The organism is Rhodoferax aquaticus (genome assembly GCF_006974105.1).
Lineage (GTDB): Bacteria > Pseudomonadota > Gammaproteobacteria > Burkholderiales > Burkholderiaceae_C > Allorhodoferax > Allorhodoferax aquaticus_A.
Map to the genome: position 1 here is coordinate 2,320,012 of NZ_CP036282.1, position 19,554 is coordinate 2,339,565.

18 protein-coding genes are annotated in these 19,554 nt (G+C 54.3%); 8 read left to right on the forward strand and 10 right to left on the reverse strand.

Annotated features, from left to right (window positions below):
• The first annotated feature begins 80 nt into the window (after positions 1 to 80).
• Positions 81 to 1,301 (forward strand): MFS transporter, encoded by a 1,221-nt coding sequence (locus EXZ61_RS10680; protein WP_142811651.1) that lies wholly within the window; start codon positions 81 to 83, stop codon positions 1,299 to 1,301.
• A 46-nt stretch (positions 1,302 to 1,347) separates the two neighbouring features.
• On the opposite strand, the gene EXZ61_RS10685 is transcribed toward EXZ61_RS10680, so the two are convergent.
• Together EXZ61_RS10685 and EXZ61_RS10690 are read right to left on the reverse strand one after the other, a co-directional pair.
• Positions 1,348 to 2,601, reverse strand: a complete 1,254-nt coding sequence (locus tag EXZ61_RS10685) for a nitronate monooxygenase (protein ID WP_142811653.1) — start codon at positions 2,599 to 2,601, stop codon at positions 1,348 to 1,350.
• 185 nt (positions 2,602 to 2,786) lie between these two features.
• Positions 2,787 to 3,326: an Lrp/AsnC family transcriptional regulator gene (locus EXZ61_RS10690; RefSeq protein WP_178084852.1), complete on the reverse strand. Its 540-nt coding sequence runs from the start codon at positions 3,324 to 3,326 to the stop codon at positions 2,787 to 2,789.
• A 108-nt stretch (positions 3,327 to 3,434) separates the two neighbouring features.
• Between EXZ61_RS10690 and hppD the strand changes: the two genes are divergently transcribed.
• Genes hppD through EXZ61_RS10710 form a run of 4 tightly spaced genes read left to right on the forward strand, consistent with a single transcriptional unit; the run spans position 3,435 to position 7,534 of the window.
• Positions 3,435 to 4,511 (forward strand): 4-hydroxyphenylpyruvate dioxygenase, encoded by a 1,077-nt coding sequence (gene hppD, locus EXZ61_RS10695; RefSeq protein ID WP_142811655.1) that lies wholly within the window; start codon positions 3,435 to 3,437, stop codon positions 4,509 to 4,511.
• Between the two features lie 17 nt (positions 4,512 to 4,528).
• Entirely contained in the window at positions 4,529 to 4,837 is a 309-nt protein-coding gene (locus EXZ61_RS10700; protein ID WP_142811657.1) for a 4a-hydroxytetrahydrobiopterin dehydratase, read from the forward strand.
• Between the two features lie 13 nt (positions 4,838 to 4,850).
• Positions 4,851 to 5,738: a phenylalanine 4-monooxygenase gene (phhA, locus tag EXZ61_RS10705; protein ID WP_142811659.1), complete on the forward strand. Its 888-nt coding sequence runs from the start codon at positions 4,851 to 4,853 to the stop codon at positions 5,736 to 5,738.
• 32 nt (positions 5,739 to 5,770) lie between these two features.
• Positions 5,771 to 7,534, forward strand: coding sequence for a thiamine pyrophosphate-binding protein (locus EXZ61_RS10710; RefSeq protein WP_142811661.1), 1,764 nt, complete (start codon positions 5,771 to 5,773; stop codon positions 7,532 to 7,534).
• A 91-nt stretch (positions 7,535 to 7,625) separates the two neighbouring features.
• On the opposite strand, the gene EXZ61_RS10715 is transcribed toward EXZ61_RS10710, so the two are convergent.
• The 6 genes from EXZ61_RS10715 to EXZ61_RS10740 form a co-directional block, all read right to left on the reverse strand.
• Complete coding sequence (locus tag EXZ61_RS10715; RefSeq protein ID WP_142811663.1) at positions 7,626 to 9,263, reverse strand: ABC transporter substrate-binding protein; 1,638 nt, start codon at positions 9,261 to 9,263, stop codon at positions 7,626 to 7,628.
• 27 nt (positions 9,264 to 9,290) lie between these two features.
• Positions 9,291 to 10,307, reverse strand: coding sequence for a peptide ABC transporter ATP-binding protein (locus tag EXZ61_RS10720; protein ID WP_281063825.1), 1,017 nt, complete (start codon positions 10,305 to 10,307; stop codon positions 9,291 to 9,293).
• Positions 10,304 to 11,302, reverse strand: coding sequence for an ABC transporter ATP-binding protein (locus EXZ61_RS10725; protein WP_142811665.1), 999 nt, complete (start codon positions 11,300 to 11,302; stop codon positions 10,304 to 10,306). Before EXZ61_RS10725 ends, EXZ61_RS10720 begins: the two co-directional genes overlap by 4 nt.
• 11 nt (positions 11,303 to 11,313) lie before the next feature.
• Positions 11,314 to 12,213, reverse strand: coding sequence for an ABC transporter permease subunit (locus EXZ61_RS10730; protein ID WP_142811667.1), 900 nt, complete (start codon positions 12,211 to 12,213; stop codon positions 11,314 to 11,316).
• A 5-nt stretch (positions 12,214 to 12,218) separates the two neighbouring features.
• Complete coding sequence (locus EXZ61_RS10735; RefSeq protein WP_142811669.1) at positions 12,219 to 13,223, reverse strand: ABC transporter permease subunit; 1,005 nt, start codon at positions 13,221 to 13,223, stop codon at positions 12,219 to 12,221.
• Positions 13,224 to 13,466: 243 nt separating this feature from the next.
• Positions 13,467 to 13,907, reverse strand: a complete 441-nt coding sequence (locus tag EXZ61_RS10740) for an SWIB/MDM2 domain-containing protein (RefSeq protein WP_142811671.1) — start codon at positions 13,905 to 13,907, stop codon at positions 13,467 to 13,469.
• A gap of 177 nt (positions 13,908 to 14,084) precedes the next feature.
• Here EXZ61_RS10740 and rraA point away from each other — a divergent pair, with 177 nt between their 5' ends.
• Positions 14,085 to 14,609: a ribonuclease E activity regulator RraA gene (rraA, locus tag EXZ61_RS10745; protein WP_142811673.1), complete on the forward strand. Its 525-nt coding sequence runs from the start codon at positions 14,085 to 14,087 to the stop codon at positions 14,607 to 14,609.
• Here rraA and EXZ61_RS10750 read toward each other — a convergent pair.
• Positions 14,584 to 15,549 carry a DMT family transporter gene (locus EXZ61_RS10750; protein ID WP_142811675.1) on the reverse strand — a complete coding sequence of 322 codons (966 nt, stop codon included), beginning with the start codon at positions 15,547 to 15,549 and terminating at the stop codon, positions 14,584 to 14,586. The genes rraA and EXZ61_RS10750 overlap by 26 nt on opposite strands.
• Positions 15,550 to 15,721: 172 nt before the next feature.
• On the opposite strand from EXZ61_RS10750, the gene speB reads away from it, so the two are divergent.
• Together speB and EXZ61_RS10760 are read left to right on the forward strand one after the other, a co-directional pair.
• Positions 15,722 to 16,642 carry an agmatinase gene (gene speB / locus EXZ61_RS10755; protein ID WP_142811677.1) on the forward strand — a complete coding sequence of 307 codons (921 nt, stop codon included), beginning with the start codon at positions 15,722 to 15,724 and terminating at the stop codon, positions 16,640 to 16,642.
• A gap of 17 nt (positions 16,643 to 16,659) precedes the next feature.
• Entirely contained in the window at positions 16,660 to 17,961 is a 1,302-nt protein-coding gene (locus EXZ61_RS10760; protein WP_142811679.1) for an NAD(P)/FAD-dependent oxidoreductase, read from the forward strand.
• 5 nt (positions 17,962 to 17,966) lie between these two features.
• Here EXZ61_RS10760 and pdxR read toward each other — a convergent pair whose 3' ends face one another.
• The gene (gene pdxR / locus EXZ61_RS10765; RefSeq protein WP_142811681.1) at positions 17,967 to 19,442 is read right to left on the reverse strand and encodes a MocR-like pyridoxine biosynthesis transcription factor PdxR; all 1,476 of its coding nucleotides are present in this window, start codon (positions 19,440 to 19,442) and stop codon (positions 17,967 to 17,969) included.
• Positions 19,443 to 19,554 lie beyond the last annotated feature (112 nt).

Consider the following 19,554-nt stretch of genomic DNA (forward strand, 5'->3'; position numbering starts at 1 on the left):
CAACGGGCTTTGTCTGATATTCGCTGATTATTGTCTAAGTGTAGAGATTCAACACGCGACTGCTTTCGTACCATTGGGGCATGACTACCGCAACTCTTACCCACGCGCCTTCGGTTCCTATGAAAGACGATGCCATTGTGATTGGCCTCGTGGGCTTGGCCCACGCAGCGTCTCACTTCGGCCACTTGCTGCTGCCCTTGATGTTTCCTGTGTTTATGCAGGAGTTTGGTCTGAGCTACTCTCAGCTTGGCTTGTTGATGACGACATTCTTTGTCGTCTCAGGCCTTGGCCAAGCGGGCGCAGGGTTTGTGGTGGACCGCTTGGGCGCAAGACCTTTGTTGTTTTTGGCCTTGGGCATCTTTGCGCTCGCGTGTGTGTTGGCGTCCGCAGTCAGCGGCTATGTGGGTTTGTTGTGCGTAGCGGCGCTAGCCGGACTTGGCAATGCGACCTTTCACCCGGTGGACTTCACCATTTTGAACCAACGGGTGTCCCCCGCACGTTTGGGCTACGCCTTTAGCGCGCATGGGTTGACAGGCAACTTGGGGTGGGCGGCTGCCCCAGTGTTCTTTGCCGGCGTGGGAAGCCTTGTGGGTTGGCGTCAAGCCTATCTGGCGGCAGCGGTGATGTACGTGGGCGTGTTGGTTTTGCTCTTGGTGATGCGCAGCCGCTTGGCCACTCAAGTGGCGCCGCGCAACACGGATCAGCATGCGGAACATGAATTGGCCTTTATGAAGCTGCCGGTGGTGTGGTGGTGCTTTGGCTTCTTTTTGCTCTCCACCATGACCTTGGCGGTGATCCAGAGCTTTTCCATCTCGATTTTGAAGGCCATGTACAAGGTACCCATTGAGTCGGCCACGCTCATGCTCACGGCCTATATGTTGTGCGGTGCCGTCGGTATGTTTGTTGGAGGTTTTGTCGCAGCCAGGGTAGAGAACAGCGACCGCGTGGTGGCATGGGCCATGGCTGCGGGTGCTGTGCTACTGGCTTTGTGCGGCACGGGCTACCTAGGCGCTAGCGCGACCATGGTGGTCTTGGCCGCCACTGGCTTTGCAGTAGGCATTGGTGGACCTTCGCGCGACATGATGATCAAGAAAGCAACGCCCAAGGGCGCAACTGGTCGTGTGTATGGGCTGGTGTACTCCGGGCTCGACACGGGGTTCGCCATCTCTCCGATTGTGTTTGGCGTCTTTATGGACAAGGGTTGGTATGGTGCAACTCTGCTTGGCGCTGCCTTGGTCTTGCTGTTGAGCGTGGTGGCAGCCTTGGGAGTTGGGCAACGTACGCAGCGCAAGCGCGTGTAAAGCGAACGCGATGAGCCAAAAAAAAACGGCCACTAGGGCCGTTTTTTTATTCCTGCATCTCAGGCAGCGCGACCTGGTTGTCGGTGCTGAATTGGTAGTCTTTGAAGATGTGCTCCGCCGTCAGCAACTGGTAGCGGCCATCCGCAAGTTTGTGCGTGGTGTCTTTCAGGCGGTAGGTGTAATGGCCGCACGTCCAGCAGTTGAAGTTGCGCATATGCGTGCACAGGCAAGTTTTCTCCTTGACCGATAGAGTCTTGAGGTCAGGGTGAATAGCCACTTCGGCGTTGTAGGCCGTGATGTAGGCACAGCCGCCGTTGCCGTCTAGCAAATAGCCGTAGGCCTCGCAGTTGGGGCGAATCCCTGCACCAATGGCGGGCGTGCTTTTGAGCATGCGCATGGGGTAGCCGGTGGGCGACAAGGTGTTGACCACAATGTCTTCTTCGCTGGCGCGGAAGTACTCTTGCTGCACCTTTTCAGGCAAGCCGCATTCTTTGGCCACTGTGAACCGAGTAGCGACTTGCACGCCGCCGCAGCCCATTTCCAAGAACTTGACCGCATCGGTACCCGTGAAGATGCCGCCCGCTGCAATCACGGGGATGTCTAGCTTCTCGGTCTTGATGTATTCCACCACCTCGGCGCAGATGGTGGCCAAATCGTACTGGGCCCAGTCCATGCCAAAGCCCAAATGCCCGCCAGCCAAGGGGCCTTCCACAATCACGTAGTCGGGTAAGCGGTTCAGGCGTGCGTTCTTGCGCAAGAAGAGTTGCAGCGCACGCACAGAAGACACGATGATGCCCAGCTTGGCGTCTCTGAAACGCGGGTGGTCAGCAATCAACCCAAAGGAGCCCAAATGCAAGCCGGCGCTTAGGGTGATGCCGTCAATGCCAGCATCGAGGGCGGAGGCCATGCGCACCTGCAAGGTCTCACGCGGACCATTCATGGTCAGCTTTTCCATGCAGTTCACAAAGATCAAGCCATCGCCTTGCTTGGCTTGCATGGTCGCAGCCACGTGGCGGCGTGTGGCGTCGGCAAGTACCTCCAGGTCAAACTTGATGATGGACTTGTCGGAATTGTCGATATTGTGTTTGTAGAACTTGGTTTTGTCTTTGACAAAGCTGGTGTCAAAACGTCGGTCTGACACGTCATTCACCATGGCGTCGGAAATATGGCCAATGCCGCCCAAGCGCGCGGCTTCCAAAGCCAGTTCGGCGGTGGAAATGTCCACGCCCATGCCGCCAATCATGATCGGTACATATTCTTTGTTGCCGAACTTCAGGCGGAAATCATCTACACGTTTCATCAAGTTCCTTTAGGTCCTCAGGGCTGACTGCGACACGCTCGGCACTGCGCGCAAGCGTGTCCAGTGCTTGCCTGCACACGATAGGGGGCGTGCACGCAAAATTAGTGAGGAGCCTCTGATTTTTACACACCTCCATGACAAGGCTAAGACTGTGGGGATTTTGTTGAAGGTTTTTATGTGCGGGCTCAAGCACTTTTGCTAAGCCGGACCCGCCGACTTCCTGCATCAGTGCGGCCAATATGGTCTAGTGGCAACTCCGTGGTCGATTTAATGCTCTGCAAGACGATGTTGGAGCGAATGCTGCTCACCCCCTTGATGCGGGTGAGTCTGCGCAGCACCGAATCTGACAAATCGCTAAGACTAGCGGCCATGATTTGCAAAATGTAATCGGATTCACCCGTCACAGAAAAGCACTCCAACACCTCAGGAAAGGCGGCTATTTCGCGCTCAAATGCCATGCCTTCGTCGCCACTATGCCGGGTCAAAGTGACGTAGGTCACGGCACGCACACCCAGCCCGATCAAAGTGGGGTCCAGTAAGGCCACTGACTTGCGGATGATGCCGCACGCTTGCAATCGCTGAATGCGCCGACTAACCTGTGAAGTTGACAGATGAATAAGCTCACCCAGCTGCTGATGGGTCGCATTGGAGTTCTTCTGAAGTGCAACTAAAAGGCTGATATCAAAGCGATCAAGCAGTAAATCATCAATATTTTGTGAATTCATGCGCAAATTATGTACGATGTAGGCCGTTTGACCACGATGTTGCACACACGGTGCATGCCTTGTTCACCACAATACTGGTTTTACAAAACCGCTTTGAGGAGACGATAAATGGCTGATTTGTTTGACAACCCGATGGGGCTGATGGGCTTTGAGTTTGTGGAGTTCGCGTCTCCTGTGCCCGGAGTTTTGGAACCTATTTTTGAAAAAATGGGTTTCTCCTTGGTGGCTAAGCATCGCTCCAAAGACGTGGATTTGTACCGCCAAGGGCAGATCAACTTCATCGTGAACCGTGAACCCCGTAGCGAAGCCTATTACTTTGCCAAAGAGCATGGCCCAAGTGCCTGCGGCATGGCATTTCGTGTGAAGAACTCCAAAACCGCATATGCCCGCGCCTTGGAGTTGGGTGCACAACCCATTGAAATGGCCACAGGCCCTATGGAACTGCGCTTGCCCGCCATCAAAGGCATTGGCGGTGCATCTTTGTACCTGATTGACCGTTTTGAAGATGGGCAGTCGATTTACGACATCGACTTTGAGTTTTTGGAAGGTGTAGACCGCCACCCCGTAGGCCATGGCCTGCAAATCATTGACCACTTGACCCACAACGTACACCGTGGTCGCATGACCTACTGGGCAAACTTCTACGAACGCCTGTTCAATTTCCGCGAAATTCGTTACTTCGACATCAAGGGCGAGTACACCGGCCTGACTTCCAAGGCGATGACGGCACCCGATGGGAAAATCCGTATCCCATTGAATGAGGAAGCATCTAACACCGTAGGCCAAATTGAAGAATTTTTGATGAAGTTCAACGGCGAAGGCATCCAGCACATTGCACTGATGACCGATGACCTGATCACGACCTTGGACAAAATCAAAGCGGCAGGTATCCCACTCATGACGGCACCGCCTGCAACCTACTACGAGATGCTGGAAGACCGTCTGCCTGGGCACGGAGAAGACGTGCAAGCTTTGCAATCACGCGCCATTTTGTTGGACGGTGCCAGCGACGGCAAAGACCGACGCTTGCTCTTGCAAATTTTCTCCGAAACCTTGTTGGGCCCTGTTTTCTTTGAGTTCATCCAACGCAAGGGGGATGATGGCTTTGGTGAGGGTAACTTCAAGGCTCTGTTTGAGTCCCTAGAGCGTGACCAGTTGCGCCGCGGTGTGTTGCAAGCGGCGTAAGCAAGGCCGCATTCACCATGCACAAGCTCACCTCCTTGGAGATTACGCAGGCTTTGGCATCTTTGGCGCAGTGGCGCCTGGATGCCGACAAAGGCGCAATCACCCGCGACTACCAGTTTGCCGACTTCGCCCAAGCTTTTGGGTTTATGGCGCAGGTAGCGATTGCCTCTGAAAAACGCAACCACCACCCTGAGTGGTTCAATGTGTACAACAAAGTCCGCATCACCTGGACCACCCATGATGTTCAAGGCTTGAGCAGCAACGATGTGGAGATGGCCACGCTGTGTGACAACGCGTTTGCAGCGATACGCGGCGCTGCCGCATAAGCGAGGTAGCAAGATGTTGCAAGAAGCAAGCTCCAAACATGGCTTGGCGGCTGGCGAGCAGTGCACGCCACAGAACCCAGACTGGACGATAGACCAAGGCTGGGCCAACTACACCGCGCAAGAACACGCTGTATGGAAGACGCTGTTTGAGCGCCAAACCAAGCTTCTGCCATCCCTGGCGTGCGATGAGTTTCTGGACGGCATGGCCAAGCTGCCTATAGGGGCTGAAGGCATTCCCGATTTCCGGCGTCTATCGGACGTGCTGCGCAAGCACACAGGCTGGGAGGTGGTTGCGGTGCCAGGACTGGTGCCGGATGAAGTGTTCTTTGACCACTTGGCAAACCGACGCTTCCCATCGGGCAACTTCATTCGCAAGCCCCACGAGCTCGATTACCTGGAAGAGCCCGATGTGTTTCACGATGTGTTTGGCCATGTGCCAATGTTGATGAACCCGGTGATGGCGGACTACATCCAAGCCTATGGACAAGCGGGCTTGCGCGCACAGTGCTTGGGCAAACTGCCACAGTTGGCACGGGTCTATTGGTACACCGTGGAGTTTGGTTTGGTGGAGCAGGCCAATGGCTTGCGCATTTACGGCGCAGGCATTGCGTCTTCGTTCACCGAAAGCAAGTTTTCAGTGCAAGACCTGTCTCCGAATCGCTTAGGTTTTAATTTGGAACGTGTTATGCGCACGCACTACCGCATTGACGACTTCCAAGAGAGCTACTTTGTGGTGAAAAACATCGCAGAACTTTTGGAACTGGCCAGCATCGATTTTGGCCCTGTCTATGCGCGGCTAGACAGTGGCCCTGAGTACCAGCCGGGTGACGTGTTGCCGGCCGATCGTGTGTTGCACCGTGGTACCGGCAAATACCATTTGGATAGGCGTCAGGGCGGCTGATGGGGCCATGGCCTGCGTGCACAATGCGGGCCATGGTTACTGAAATATCTCCCAAAATCGCGGGGCATCTGCTTGTAGATTGCCTGATTCAACAAGGTGTCACCCACGCATTCGGCGTGCCGGGCGAGAGCTATTTGGCGGTGCTAGATGGCTTCCATCTGTACCGGGAACACATCCAGTTCATCGTCAATCGGCAAGAGGGCGGCGCGGCCTTCATGGCCGAAGCCCATGGCAAGCTCACAGGCCGCCCTGGCGTGTGTTTTGTAACGCGGGGGCCGGGTGCCACGAATGCGGCGATTGGATTGCACACGGCGTTTCAAGACTCTACCCCCATGGTGCTGTTCATTGGTGACGTCGCCAGTGACACCCGCGACCGCGAAGCCTTTCAAGAGTTGGACTACCGGGTGCTGTTTGGGCCTAGCACCCAAGGCATGGCCAAGCGGGTAGAGCGCATTGATGACGCTAGGCGCATTCCCGAATACGTGGCCCGTGCATTTGCCACAGCCATGAACGGGCGCCCCGGTCCGGTCGTGCTCGTGTTACCAGAAGACATGCTCACGCAAGCGCTACCCATCGAGTTAGCCCCGCAAGTCTTGCCTAAAGTGCAAGCGGTGGATGGTTGGATCGCCCCCCAGCCCTTGTCCCAATTGCGCAGCATGCTACTGAATGCGAAGCAACCTTTGGTCATTGCAGGTGGGGCAGGGTGGACGCCAGCGTCTGCGCAAGCCTTGCAACGCTTTGCGCAAGCCTGGAGCTTGCCGGTGGCCAATGCGTTCAGGTTTCAAGACACGTTTGATAATTTCCACCCGCAATACGCAGGTGATGTGGGTATTGGCATCAATCCAGCACTTGCGCAGCGCGTGCGTGACAGCGACCTCATCATCGCTATCGGGCCACGGCTTGGAGAGATGACGAGCAACGGCTATACCTTGCTGGAAGTGCCTAAGACACGGCAAACACTGGTTCACATTCACGCGGGTTCAGAGGAGCTCAACCGTGTCTACCAAGCCGACTTGGCGATCCAGGTACCTATGCAGTCCGCTGCCTTGGCCTTGGAGCAAATCGCACCCCCCTCCAGCGTGGCATGGCAAGCGTGGACGCGTGCTTGCAATGCGGACTATTGGGCGAACTTGAAGCCAAGCAGCATTGCGGACCTGCCAGCGGACACGGCACAAGGCTTGGTCGATATGCCCAGCGTGATCCGCAGCCTGCAAGCGCATTTGCCCCACGATGCGGTCATCACCAACGGCGCAGGCAACTTTGCGAGCTGGGTACACCGCTACTTCCAATACCACGGGCTCATCAAAGGCCACAAGACCCAGCTAGCCCCAACCAATGGTGCGATGGGGTACGGGGTTCCTGCTGGTATTGCTGCGGCCATCATCACAGGGCGTTTGGCCTTCACCATCGCAGGGGATGGTGACTTCTTGATGAATGGCCAAGAGCTTGCCACAGCGGTGCAATACGGTGCCAAAACCATCATCGTGTTGCTTAACAACGGGATGTACGGAACGATCCGTATGCACCAAGAGCGAGAGTACCCACAACGCGTGGCCGGTACGGCTTTGCACAATCCAGACTTTGTCGCCTTGGCTAAAGCCTATGGTTATGCCGCTGTGCGCATAACGCGCAGCGCTGACTTTGAATCCGAATTGTTGGCCGCACTGGCACGCACAGAGGGCTCGCTGATCGAGATCGCGCTTGAGCCTGAGCTCATTAGCACGCGAGCTACGCTGGCTTCCGTCACGAATGGCGCGCTGGCCAAAGAAGAGAAGAATAAACCGCTATATAAATAGTAGCTACTTGCGCTGTCTAGACGGGCGCTTCAGCTACTTTTGCATAAAAAAAGGCCGGTATAAACCGGCCTTTTTTGTGTTCAAAGAATGATTATTCCTTGATGTCTACGCCGTAGAACTCATGGCGGCCGTAAGGGCTCAACTTGAAGTCGATGACCTTGTCGCTCACAGGCTTGATCTGCACCGCATGGGCGATGGTGAACCAAGGCGCTTGCTCTTTGAAGATGATCTGCGCTTGCTCGTACAGTTTGGTGCGTTCCGCTTGGTTAGGTTCAACTTTGGCTTTTTCGATCAAAGTATCGAAAGGCTTAAAGCAGAACTTGGCAATGTTGGAACCAGCACCTTCTGCAGAGCCGCAGCTCAACAGAACGCGCAAGAAGTTGTCTGGGTCTCCATTGTCACCCGTCCAGCCCAACATACCCATTTGGTGTTCACCCGCCTGCAGACGCTTGCGGTAATCACCCCATTCGCCAGTTTTGATTTCAGCAGTCACGCCAATCTTGGCGAGGTCAGCTTGCATCAATTCGGCAACACGCTTGCCATTGGGGTTGTAGGGGCGGCTGACGGGCAGAGCCCACAAATCAGTCTTGAAGCCGTTGGGGAAACCTGCTTCAGCCAGCAACTTCTTCGCAGCAGCCGGATCAAACGGATCGTCTTTCACCGCATTGTTGTAAGACCACATGCCTGGAGGAATAGGGTTCTTAGCGGCTACGCCTGTAGACAAGTACACGCCTTCAATGATGGCTTTCTTGTCGATCGCCATGTTGATGGCTTTACGCACGCGAACGTCGTCAAACGGCTTCTTGGTCGTGTTGTAGGCCAAGTAGCCCACATTCAGACCGGGTTGTTGCAGCAACTTGATCTTGGCGTCTGCACGCATCGCTGGCAAATCAGCTGGGTTAGGGCCGTTCATCACATGGCACTCACCCTTTTGCAACTTGGCCCAACGCACGGACGCATCAGGTGTGATGGAGAAGATCAAATCATCGATCTTGGCTTTGCCAGCGAAGTACTGGTCAAACGCCTTAAAACGGATGATGGAGTCTTTTTGGTACTGCAAGAGTTGGTAAGGACCGGTGCCGATCGGATCTTGGTCGATCTTTTCTGGTGTGCCAGCCTTCAACATGGCGTCAGCGTATTCCTTGGACTGCAACGCTGCAAACTGCATACCCATCGTGGACAGGAATGGAACTTCAGGTTCATTCAGCGTGAACTTAACGGTCAGGTCATCGACTTTCTCGACGGACTTGATCAACTTGTCCCAGTTCATGTCGTTAAAGTAGGAGTGGTTCGCACTCGTCACTTTGAAGTATGGGTGATCTGGCTTCATCTGACGGTCAAAATTGAAGATCACGTCGTCTGCATTGAAGTCACGGGTTGGCTTGAACGCCTTGTTGGACTGCCACTTCACGCCCTTGCGCAAGTGGAATGTGAATTCTTTGCCGTCTTTAGAAATTGTCCACTTTTCTGCCAGCGATGGCTGAACCTTGGTGCCGCCACGTTCAAAATCCACCAAGTTGCTGTAGACCTGTGCGATCACATCAAACGAAGTACCTGTGGTGTTGATACTGGGCGCGAAATTCTCCGGACTCGCCTCAGAGCAGTACACCAGCGTTTTGGCTGATGTAGCGACTGGGGTTAGCGCTAGCATCGCAGGGACTGCAAGAGCGCACAAAAGTGCACGCTTGGCAGACCGCTTGGATGCAGTGCCGGATTTTGATTGAATCATCTTTTGGACTCCTCTGGTGGAATGCTGCTATGCAGCGGGTTGGATAAACTGTTCTGCCTCATGGCAAGCGACTTGGCGGTTTGCAACGTCCCGTAATAGAGGGCGTTCCGCGCGGCAACGGTCCGTCACATGCGGGCAACGTGTAGAGAACACGCAACCGCTAGGGGGATTCAAAGGTGAGGGGAGTTCGCCCTTCAGCACGATGCGCGTGTTAGCGGAGCCACTTCCGACAATGCCAGGGGTAGAGCCCAGCAAGGCCTTGGTGTAAGGATGTAGCGGCGATTCAAAAATAGTTTTCTTTTCGCCTTGCTCGACCGCATGACCCAAGTACATGACCAAGACGTCATGGGCAATGTGGCGCACAACGCCTAAGTCATGGGAGATAAACAGATAAGCCAAGCCCAGCTCTTGTTGCAAGTCCGCCAGCAAGTTCAAGACTTGGGCTTGAATGGACACGTCGAGCGCGGATACAGGCTCGTCTGCGACCACTAACGCTGGTTTGAGCATCAAGGCTCGGGCGATCGCAATACGCTGGCGTTGCCCGCCAGAGAACATGTGGGGGTAGCGGTCGTAGTGTTCCGGACGCAAACCCACCAGCGCTAGCATGCTGCGTGCTTTTTCAGCACGCTCAGCAGCACTCAGGGAGGTATTGATTTCCAAAGGCGCTTCTAAGATCTGTCCGATCTTTTTGCGCGGGTTGAGCGATCCGTAGGGGTTTTGAAATACCAGTTGCACCACCTTGCGTAACGCTGCCCGCTGGTCAGCGCTTGCGGTCACCACGTCGGTGTCATTGATGCGAAGTTCCCCCGCGGTTGGAGTCTCAATCAATGACACCATGCGGGCCAAGGTTGATTTACCGCAGCCTGATTCGCCGACGACCGCCAGTGTTTTGCCGGGTTGCACCGTAAAGGAAACACCGCCTACCGCCTGTAAAAGGTCCGGCTTGGTGAGCATGCCACGGCTAATCTTGTAAACCTGCCGCAGGTTTTTGGCCACCACGATAGGGGGGGTCTTATCTTGGGTCATGGGGTTTGCTGCGTTCATGCTGCCACTCCTGTCGCAGCAGCTTGTTGTTCTTTGTCACCTAATGCGTAATGGCAGGTAACAAGTCCATCTTCCCAAGCTCGCAACATAGGGCGATCCGTCTTGCAGTGGGCATTGGCGTAAGCACACCGCGGCGAAAACAAACACCCGCTCGGACGATCGTAAAGACCAGGAACCATGCCTGGGATGGTTGCCAAGCGACTCAGGCCATCGCTGCGCTCAGGCAATGCAGACAGCAGGGCCTCGGTGTAAGGATGCTGCGGTTCAGAGAACAATGTTTTGGCACTGCGCTCTTCCATGACTTGACCCGCATACATCACGGCAATGCGACTGGCCATCTCTGACACAACACCCATGTTGTGGGTGATGAGTACCAAAGCCATGTCGCGTTCCTTTTGTAGGTTGCGCAGCAGATCTAAGATCTGGGCTTGAATCGTGACATCCAATGCGGTCGTTGGCTCATCTGCAATCAATAGCTTGGGATTGCAAGCAATGGCCATGGCGATCATCACGCGTTGGTTCATGCCTCCCGACATTTGGTGAGGGTACACCTTGAGACGACTCTCGGGAGCCGGAATTCCAACTTGCTCCAGCAGCTCAATAGAACGGCGTTTGGCGGCTTTGTTGTCCATACCCAGATGCAGCTTCAATGTCTCAGCGAGCTGAAATCCCACGGTGAAGCAAGGGTTCAAGCTAGTGGTGGGGTCTTGAAAAATCATGGCAACGTCTTTGCCAATGAGTTTGCTGCGGTCTTTGGGCGAGATAGTCAATAAGTCGTGACCATCAAAACGCAGTTTGTCCGCCTTGACTCGGCCAGGGTAGGACACCAAGCCCATCAAGGCCATCATGGTCACGCTCTTGCCAGAGCCGGACTCACCTACGATGCCCAGCACGTCGCCCGTGTCCACTTTTAAGCTTACGCCATCGACAGCGCGCATGACGCTGTTTTTTGACGGAAACTCAACGGATAAATTTTCAATTTCTAATAGAGCCATATTGTGAGCTTTCAGCGTTTTAGCTTGGGGTCAAACGCATCGCGCAAACCATCTCCCAGCAAGTTAAATGCCAGGACTGTGAACAAGATTGCCAAGCCGGGGAATGTCACCACCCACCAAGCGCGCAAAACAAACTCGCGGGCATCGGCCAGCATAGTGCCCCACTCTGGTGACGGGGGTTGCGCACCCAGGCCCAAGAAGCCTAAGGCGGCAGCATCCAAGATGGCCGTCGATATGCCTAAAGAGGCCTGCACAATCAACGGTGCAGCGCAGTTGGGCAGAATCTCGCTAAACATCAGCCGTAAATGCCCAGCACCATTCATGCGTGCGGCTGTGACATAGTCTTTTGATGCTTCTGTGATGACTGCTGCGCGGGTAACGCGAACATAGTGTGGGAGCAGCACAATAGCGACGGACAGCATGGCATTCATCAAACCTGGTCCTAAGATGGCCACAATCACGATGGCCAACAATAGGCTGGGCAAGGTCAAAATGATGTCCATCAACCGCATCAATGCGGTCTCGTACATGCCGCGGAAGTAGCCTGCAGTTAGCCCCAAAACGGTGCCCACTACGACAGACAAGCCAACGACGGCAAGACCGATGACCAAGGAAAGCCGCGCCCCAAAAACAAGACGAGACAGGATGTCCCGGCCAATAGCATCAGTACCCAGCAAATAGCTGGTGGAGCCACCTTCTTGCCAAAATGGCGGCTTTAGAAATGCAGCAGGATTTGTGAGGTCTGGATGGTGTGGCGCGATAAAGGGTGCGAACACAGCGATCAATAGAACGATCGCCACGAAAATCAGGCCAGCCAATGCGCCTTTGTTTGCACTGAAGTAGCTCCAGAATTCAGCAAAGGGCTTGGCAGGTGCTGGGCCTAGCGCAGCAGATGGTGTTGGTGATGTCATAGTGTTCAGTGGCGAATACGTGGATTGATGATGCCGTAGGTCACATCAACCAGTAGGTTGACGATCATCACCACAGAGCCAAGTAGCAACATCCCCCCTTGCAAAACGGAGTAGTCACGTTTAGCAATGGAGTCAATTAACCACTTACCCACACCAGGCCATGAAAAAATAGTTTCGGTCAAGATCGCACCCGTAAAGAGCACGCCAATCTGCAAACCGATCACCGTGACTACAGGAATCAAGGCATTGCGTAAAGCATGCAAGGCAACCACGCGCATATTGGACAGACCTTTGGCTCGGGCCGTGCGAATGTAGTCCTCGCCCAGCACTTCTAACATCGAAGAACGTGTCATGCGTGCAATCACGGCCAACGGCACAGTGCCAAGCACAATCGTCGGCAATATCAAGTGGGAAACCGCTGACCAGAAGGCCCCTTTGTCGCCCACGATCAAAGTGTCGATCAGTAAAAAGCCTGTGACGGGTTCGATAAAGTACTTGACATCAATCCGACCCGAAACAGGCGTTAGGTCAAGTTGTACAGAGAACAACAAGATTAGTAGCAGACCCCACCAAAAGATAGGCATGGAATAACCTGTGAGCGAGACACCCATAACCCCATGGTCAAAAATGGAGTTGCGCTTGACCCCTGCCAAAATGCCAGCAGGTAAGCCTATAAGAAGAGCAAAAAGGATTGCACATAGGGATAGCTCAACAGTCGCGGGGAATAAGGCCAGGAATTCGGCGAAAACCGGTTCATGCGTGATGAACGACTTGCCCAAATCACCCTTAAGCACACGGCCAATATAGACGGCGTATTGCACGAGCACAGGACGATCGAAACCATACTCCTTGAGAAGCTCTGCATGACGGGTTGCGTCTATGCCACGTTCACCAGCTAAGGTTTCAATGGGGTCACCAGGGACTAGTCGGATGAGCAAGAAGGCGACCAGCGTCATCCCGATAAATGTCGGGATGATGAGGCTGAGCCGAGTCAGTAAAAATCGCAACATAGATAGTTATTTATAGCGAAACTCGATGAGTTTATGAGGGTTGCTGATGCTGCGAAACTCGCTGTAGTGAATGCAGTTTTGGGGCATACAAGGGTCGAAATTCTACAAGCTGTCCCTACTAGTTTTTTGTGCATATCGCGTTGTTTAATCCAGATAAACCCTACGCGATTTGGGGCCTGTGCTCATTCTGCGAAAAAAAAGACCGGCCATTTGCCGGTCTTTTTTTCACACAGAAGCAATGGATTACTTGAGGTGCTTACCAATCAATCCAGCCATTTCAAACATGGACACTTGGACTTTGCCAAACACCTCTTTGAGCTTAGCGTCAGCGTTAATCATGCGCTTGTTCACAGCGTCTTGCAACTTGTTCTTCTTAATGTAGACCCACAACTTGCTGACCACTTCTGTACGAGGCAAAGGTGTAGCACCTACCACTGCAGCCAACGCTGCACTTGGGGTCAAAGCCTTCATGAACGCAGCGTTTACGGTCCGCTTTTTAGCGGGAGCAGCAGCCTTGGCAGCAACTTTCTTGGCGGGAGCGGCTTTCTTAGCGGGCGTAGCAGCCTTGGCCGCTACTTTTTTTGCAGGAGCAGCTGCTTTTTTGGCTGGAGCCGCTTTAGCCGCTGGTGCTACTTTCTTTGCTGGTGCCGCTTTTTTTGCAGGCGCTTTTTTTGCAGTTGCCATGTCGATTGTCCTTCTGGGGTTTGTATGGTTCACCAGTAAGAAACAGCTTCTTCACTGGTAGATCGGATGCTACTGGCAAAAATGACCGTTTCCAAGCGGGAAACTACTTTTTTCAGAGGAGAAATGTAAAAATTTCAATAGAGAATGCGTCATCTCATTCAAAAGGAGCTTCAAGCTATGTCCCAGACGTTTACGACTTGCGATATTTGTGACGCGAACAAGCAGCCATCTAGTGAAGATGTGCGCGTGCTACCGCCTGTGTTTCGCGACTTTGGCCAGGCGCGCAAATTCTTTGGGCAGGTCGTTACTGTGAAATGCTTTGAAGACAATACCTTGGTCAAAGTGGCCGTTGAATCCCCCGGTTACACAGATACGCCACACGGCCGTGTGCCCAAGGTCTTGGTGGTGGACGGTGGAGGCTCGGTACGAAAAGCTTTGCTGGGCGGTAATTTGGGTGCAGCGGCTCAACGCAATGGGTGGGGTGGAATCGTCATTGACGGATGCGTGCGCGACAGCCTAGAGCTCGGTGTGTTGGATCTAGGGATTCGTGCACTGGCCGCGATGCCGATGCCGACCGAAAAGCGAAACCAGGGCGAGCAGAACGTTCCGGTACAAATCCAGGGAGTTTGGGTTCGCCCCGGTGACTGGCTCTATGCCGACGAAGATGGGACCTTGGTCATGGCCCAACCTTGGAGCGTTTGAACGCTTTCACAGGGGAGCTGGGTACTGTCGCAAGCAAGATGCCGCCCAAGGAAAGCGCCAAGGCCATCAACTGCATTGTGCCCAAGGTCTCGCCAAGCACGGTCACACCCACCAACGCAGAGCAAATGGGCAACATAACCGCGAATATGCCAGCTTGCCCCGCAGGCACCGTTTTGAGACCTGTCATCCATAGCCACACGGTTCCAACGCTCGCGGAAAGAGCATAGAACACCAGCAATGCCCATAGCGGTAGGGAAACCGCCGAGAAGTCGAAGTGCACCGCAAAGTAGAGACCCATTGGAGTCATCAGAACGAATCCCCATAGGTTGATGAGCGCCGTGATGCGCATAGGGGCCAATACACCGGTTAGCTTCTTGCCTATGACTGCATAGGCTGCTTCGCACAGAACCGCAGCAAACACGAGTAGGTTTCCAAGCCAAGCGTTTGAATAGTTCACGGCCTCCTGCGGTGCTGCGGTGCCAAGCAAGGTCTGCTCTGATTTGGCCAGCGACATTAGCGCAATACCAGCGCCTCCACACACAAGGGCTAGCCATATCCTTGTGCCAATTTTCTCTCTTAGAAGCCCCCAACTCAGGAGTGCAATAGCTGCGGGTGTGGCTGCCAAAATGACGCCGGCGGCAACCGCGCTCGTCATGCTTACGCCGAACAACATGCAAATTGAAAACAGGAAATTCCCCAAAAACGACTCCATGAACAGCAGTTGCTTTGTGTTCCGGCTCATGGGAGCTTCGTCTTTTGGCCGCTTCAGCCAAGGCCAAGTAGCAAGTCCGCCGATACCAAACCTAAGCCAGGCCAGCAAGAAAACGGGCAGCGAGAGTACCAAGGGTTTGGACAGTGCTATATACACACCCACCAATCCCATGCTGGTCGCCAGTAGCGTGTAGGCAGAGAGTCGTTGGCGTGCGGTAGGGTGGCTCATTCGTGAAAGGCTAAGTACAAGAGTTTCTGCCAACACCATAAGGTAGGCAGCCTGCCAACTGTATACGCCGAAATCATGGATGGTCCAAGCGTTTCGGAGGGAAGTGGTACCTAGGATAACCCCGCTATACGCTAACCTATGTGCCAACACAATCGAATTGAAAGGCGCACCGATGTCTATCGGGGAATTTGCTTACGCAAACAATAGCAACCGTTTTTTGGCGACCCGCGAGCTGCAGACGCAACCCTATGCAGTGATTGGTGTGCCGTTTGATGGCGCAGTAACAAACCGCCCAGGCGCGCGTTTTGGACCGCAAGAGGTGCGACGCGCTTCCTTAATGCTATGCGATGGCCTGCATCCGTACTTTGATGTATCCCCGTTGGAAGTGTTGGGCGATGGCTATGACATGCGTTTGCCTAATGCGTCTGGCTTGGAGCAAGTGCGCGCTGCCATAGAGGCTCAAGCCACTGCATTGATCGCGAATCATCACTGCGTATTCATTGGTGGCGACCACTCCATCACACTTCCGCTTCTAAGAGCGGCGAAGGCACGTTTCGGCGAGTTGGCCTTGATTCACTTTGACGCGCACTGCGACACCTGGGTTGACCATTTCGGAGAACCCTCTGGCCACGGCACGTGGACCTATGAGGCAATACAAGAGGGCTTGGTCAGCGCCCCGCACACTGTACAAATTGGATTGCGCTCTGGTGGAGACAAAGCCGCCCGAGAGTATGTGCAGAACCAAGGAGGATTGATCTACACGGCACACGCACTGCGAGGCAAAGATGGCACAGGCCTTTGCTCCATCATTGACGCCATCAAAGCGCGAATCGGAGACCGGCCCTGCTATTTGACTTTGGATATTGACTGCCTAGATCCCGCATTTGCACCGGGCACCGGTACACCAGAGCCTGCCGGCATGACGAGTTCGCAAGTGATGACTTTCCTAGAAGAGTTGGCGACCTTGAACATGGTGGCGATGGACTGTGTAGAGGTGGCTCCTGCCTATGACCACGGGGAGTTAACTAGCAATGCCGCAGCGTCATTTGTTTGGACCTACCTCTGTGGTCAAGTCGCCAAGTCCCATCCTTAACTTCAAATACTGTTTCCATGTTGCTTCAATCCGATACCCAACTCAACCAAAAGAGCTACTACGAGTTCTCAGTGGTTCGCCCAGCTGCCACGCCTTCCTTACAAGAGGACATCCAGGCCGATGTCGTCGTGATTGGCGCTGGATTTGCCGGGCTATCGAGTGCGATTGAGCTGGCACAGCGCGGTTACCGCGTGGTGGTGTTAGAGGCGGATCGCATTTGTAGTGGTGCCTCGGGTCGCAACGGGGGGCAAACTATTGTCGGTTACGCCAGTGGGCAGGGACCATTTGAAGCTCAACTGGGCCGAGACCGGGCACGCTTGGCATGGGATATGTCTTTAGATGCCATTGACTTGGTGGACCAACGTATTGCGCAGTTTGGGATCGACTGCGACAGAGTGCAGGGGTATTTATATGTTGCCGACTCGGCGCGCAAAGCCAAAGCATTGCAAGAAGAAGTTGAAAACATGCAGACCCAGCTTGGGTTTAGCTGTGATCTGTCTGTAGGCGCTGATGTACGCAAGCTGATTGACAGCCCGCTGTACCAAGCAGCAGCATATGAGCGCAAGTCAGGGCACTTGCATCCACTTAAGTACGGATTGGGACTGGCGCGCGCGGCGCTGGACCTGGGCGTCAAGATCTACGAACACTCCCCCGTGACTCGACTTGATCGAGGCGCGACGCTTTGCGCGCATACAGCTAAAGGGCGGGTGAGGGCGGCTATGGGGGTGCTAGCGGGCAATTGCATGCTTAGCGAATATGGCCCCAAGGTTTCGCCTGAAATTTCGACCCGCATCATGCCAGTTGGCACCTACATCATCGGCACTGAACCGATCTCACCGTCCCTTTGCGAACAACTCATTCCGAGCAATGCGGCCGTTTGTGACAACAACTTCATTTTGGATTACTTCCGTTTCAGTGCGGACCACCGCATGCTTTTTGGCGGGCGCGTGAGCTATTCGACGCGCACCCCTGCTGACTTGAAAGCGTTGATGGCAAGGCGATTGGCCGCGGTGTTTCCGGCACTGAAGCAGACACGCGTTGACTTTGTTTGGGGTGGTTTTGTAGACATCAGCATGAACCGTGCACCAGATTTCGGTCGGCTGGACAGCAACCTCTACTACCTACAAGGCTTTAGTGGGCATGGGGTTGCGCTGACAGGGTTAGCGGGCCAAGTGCTCGCCCAAACCATTGCCGGGCAGTCAGAACGGTTCGACGTCTTTGCTGACTTGCAGCACCGTACCTTCCCGGGTGGTCGCTTGCTCAGAACGCCCAGCTTGGTGATTGGCATGCTGTATCACCGATTGATGGATAAGCTCTAAGCGCCTTACCGCGCAAGGCGTGCCAGTGCATGGGCAATTGCTTTGGCCAAGCTTGGGCCATGCTGCTGTATTTCAGCCAAAGGAGCGTAGCCATAGCCAATGACCAAGCCCTTTACATCCGTGCGCTCAAGGCAATACGCCGACAGCGCACGCACGGTAAGGCCGAGCGATGCCACTTGGTGGGCTAAAGCTTTGTCATCCAAATTGCTGGGCAGTCGCATGCACAAATGCAATCCTTGTTCAGCCCCTGTAATCTGAGCCTGGTTGCCTAGGCAGGGTTGCAAAGCTTGAAGCAAGCACTGCCGCCGTTGGGCATAGCTTTGCCTTGCTCTGCGTAGTGAACTGGCGAAATGGCCGAGTTCAATGAATTCTGCCAGCGCAGCTTGCAGTGGCATTTGCCCAGGACGATTGAGATCGTAGTGGGCCTGCTTAAAGGCTGCCACGAGGCGTTTCGGGACCACCAAGTAACCTAGCTTGAGTCCTGGGTAGAGCACCTTTGAGAAGGACCCTAAGTACAACACCCGAGCGTGCTTGTCCAAACCTGCTAAGGACGACAAAGGCGGCCCACTAAAGCGAAATTCACTGTCGTAGTCGTCTTCAAGAACCCACGCATCATGTGCGTCTGCAAGCCCCAATAGCTGCTGGCGGCGAGCGAGTGACATGACAGCACCCGTAGGGTATTGGTGCGAAGGAGTGGTGTAAATCAAGCGGGGTTCTCGCTTTTCGTCCCTTGCGTGAGGCGCCATGCCATGTTGATCAACGGAGATAGGGTGCAGGGATAAGCCTGTCGCAGTAAATGCCTTTACTGCCCCCCAGTAAGCAGGGTCTTCCAACCATACGGTATCTCCATGGTCGGCTAACAATTGGGCGCACAACTCCAATGATTGCTGGGTTCCACTGGTAATGATCACTTGATCTACGTCCAACGGTACGCTTCGGAACACTTTGAGGTAGTTGGCTACCGCACGCCTCAGCGGCGCGTGCCCCCCGCTGTAGCTGTAATCCAGCATCTCTGGATAAGTGGTTCGCCAATGCTTGTTTTGCAGTCGCTGCCAGAGCGCGACGGGGAACGCACTAAAGTCAGCAATCCCTGGTGTAAACGGTTGAACTTCGAGTTGATTTGCACAAAATGTCGTGGACAGTGTCTCACCCCGCTTCGACAATAGTTTGTGAGAAGCCGCCAAGTGAGAGGGGTGTAGTTTGAACGCTGGCTTGGGAATCTTGTCGTTGACATAAGTGCCACTACCCACCCGACTCACCAGGTAGCCCTCCACGCCCAACTGGTTGAGGGCGGCTACCACCGTATTGCGGGATAGTCCTAAGTCTGCCGTGAGCTCGCGGCTGGACGGTAAACGGTCTCCTGCCAGCAATTTTCCATCCAAAATCGCACGTCGTAGGGCCTCGTACAACTGACGGTGCAATGGCATTGCGTCTGACTGGCTAAGTGCAGCCATCTCGGTCAACAAAAGCTCAGACAACATAGAACAATCTTCTTTTCGGGTATCACTAGACAAATGAGGCGTTTCACGCAAAAAGCAAAGTGGCACCATGCCCTTGCCGCAAATGGCCCCCACATCAATCCAATTGTGCCCC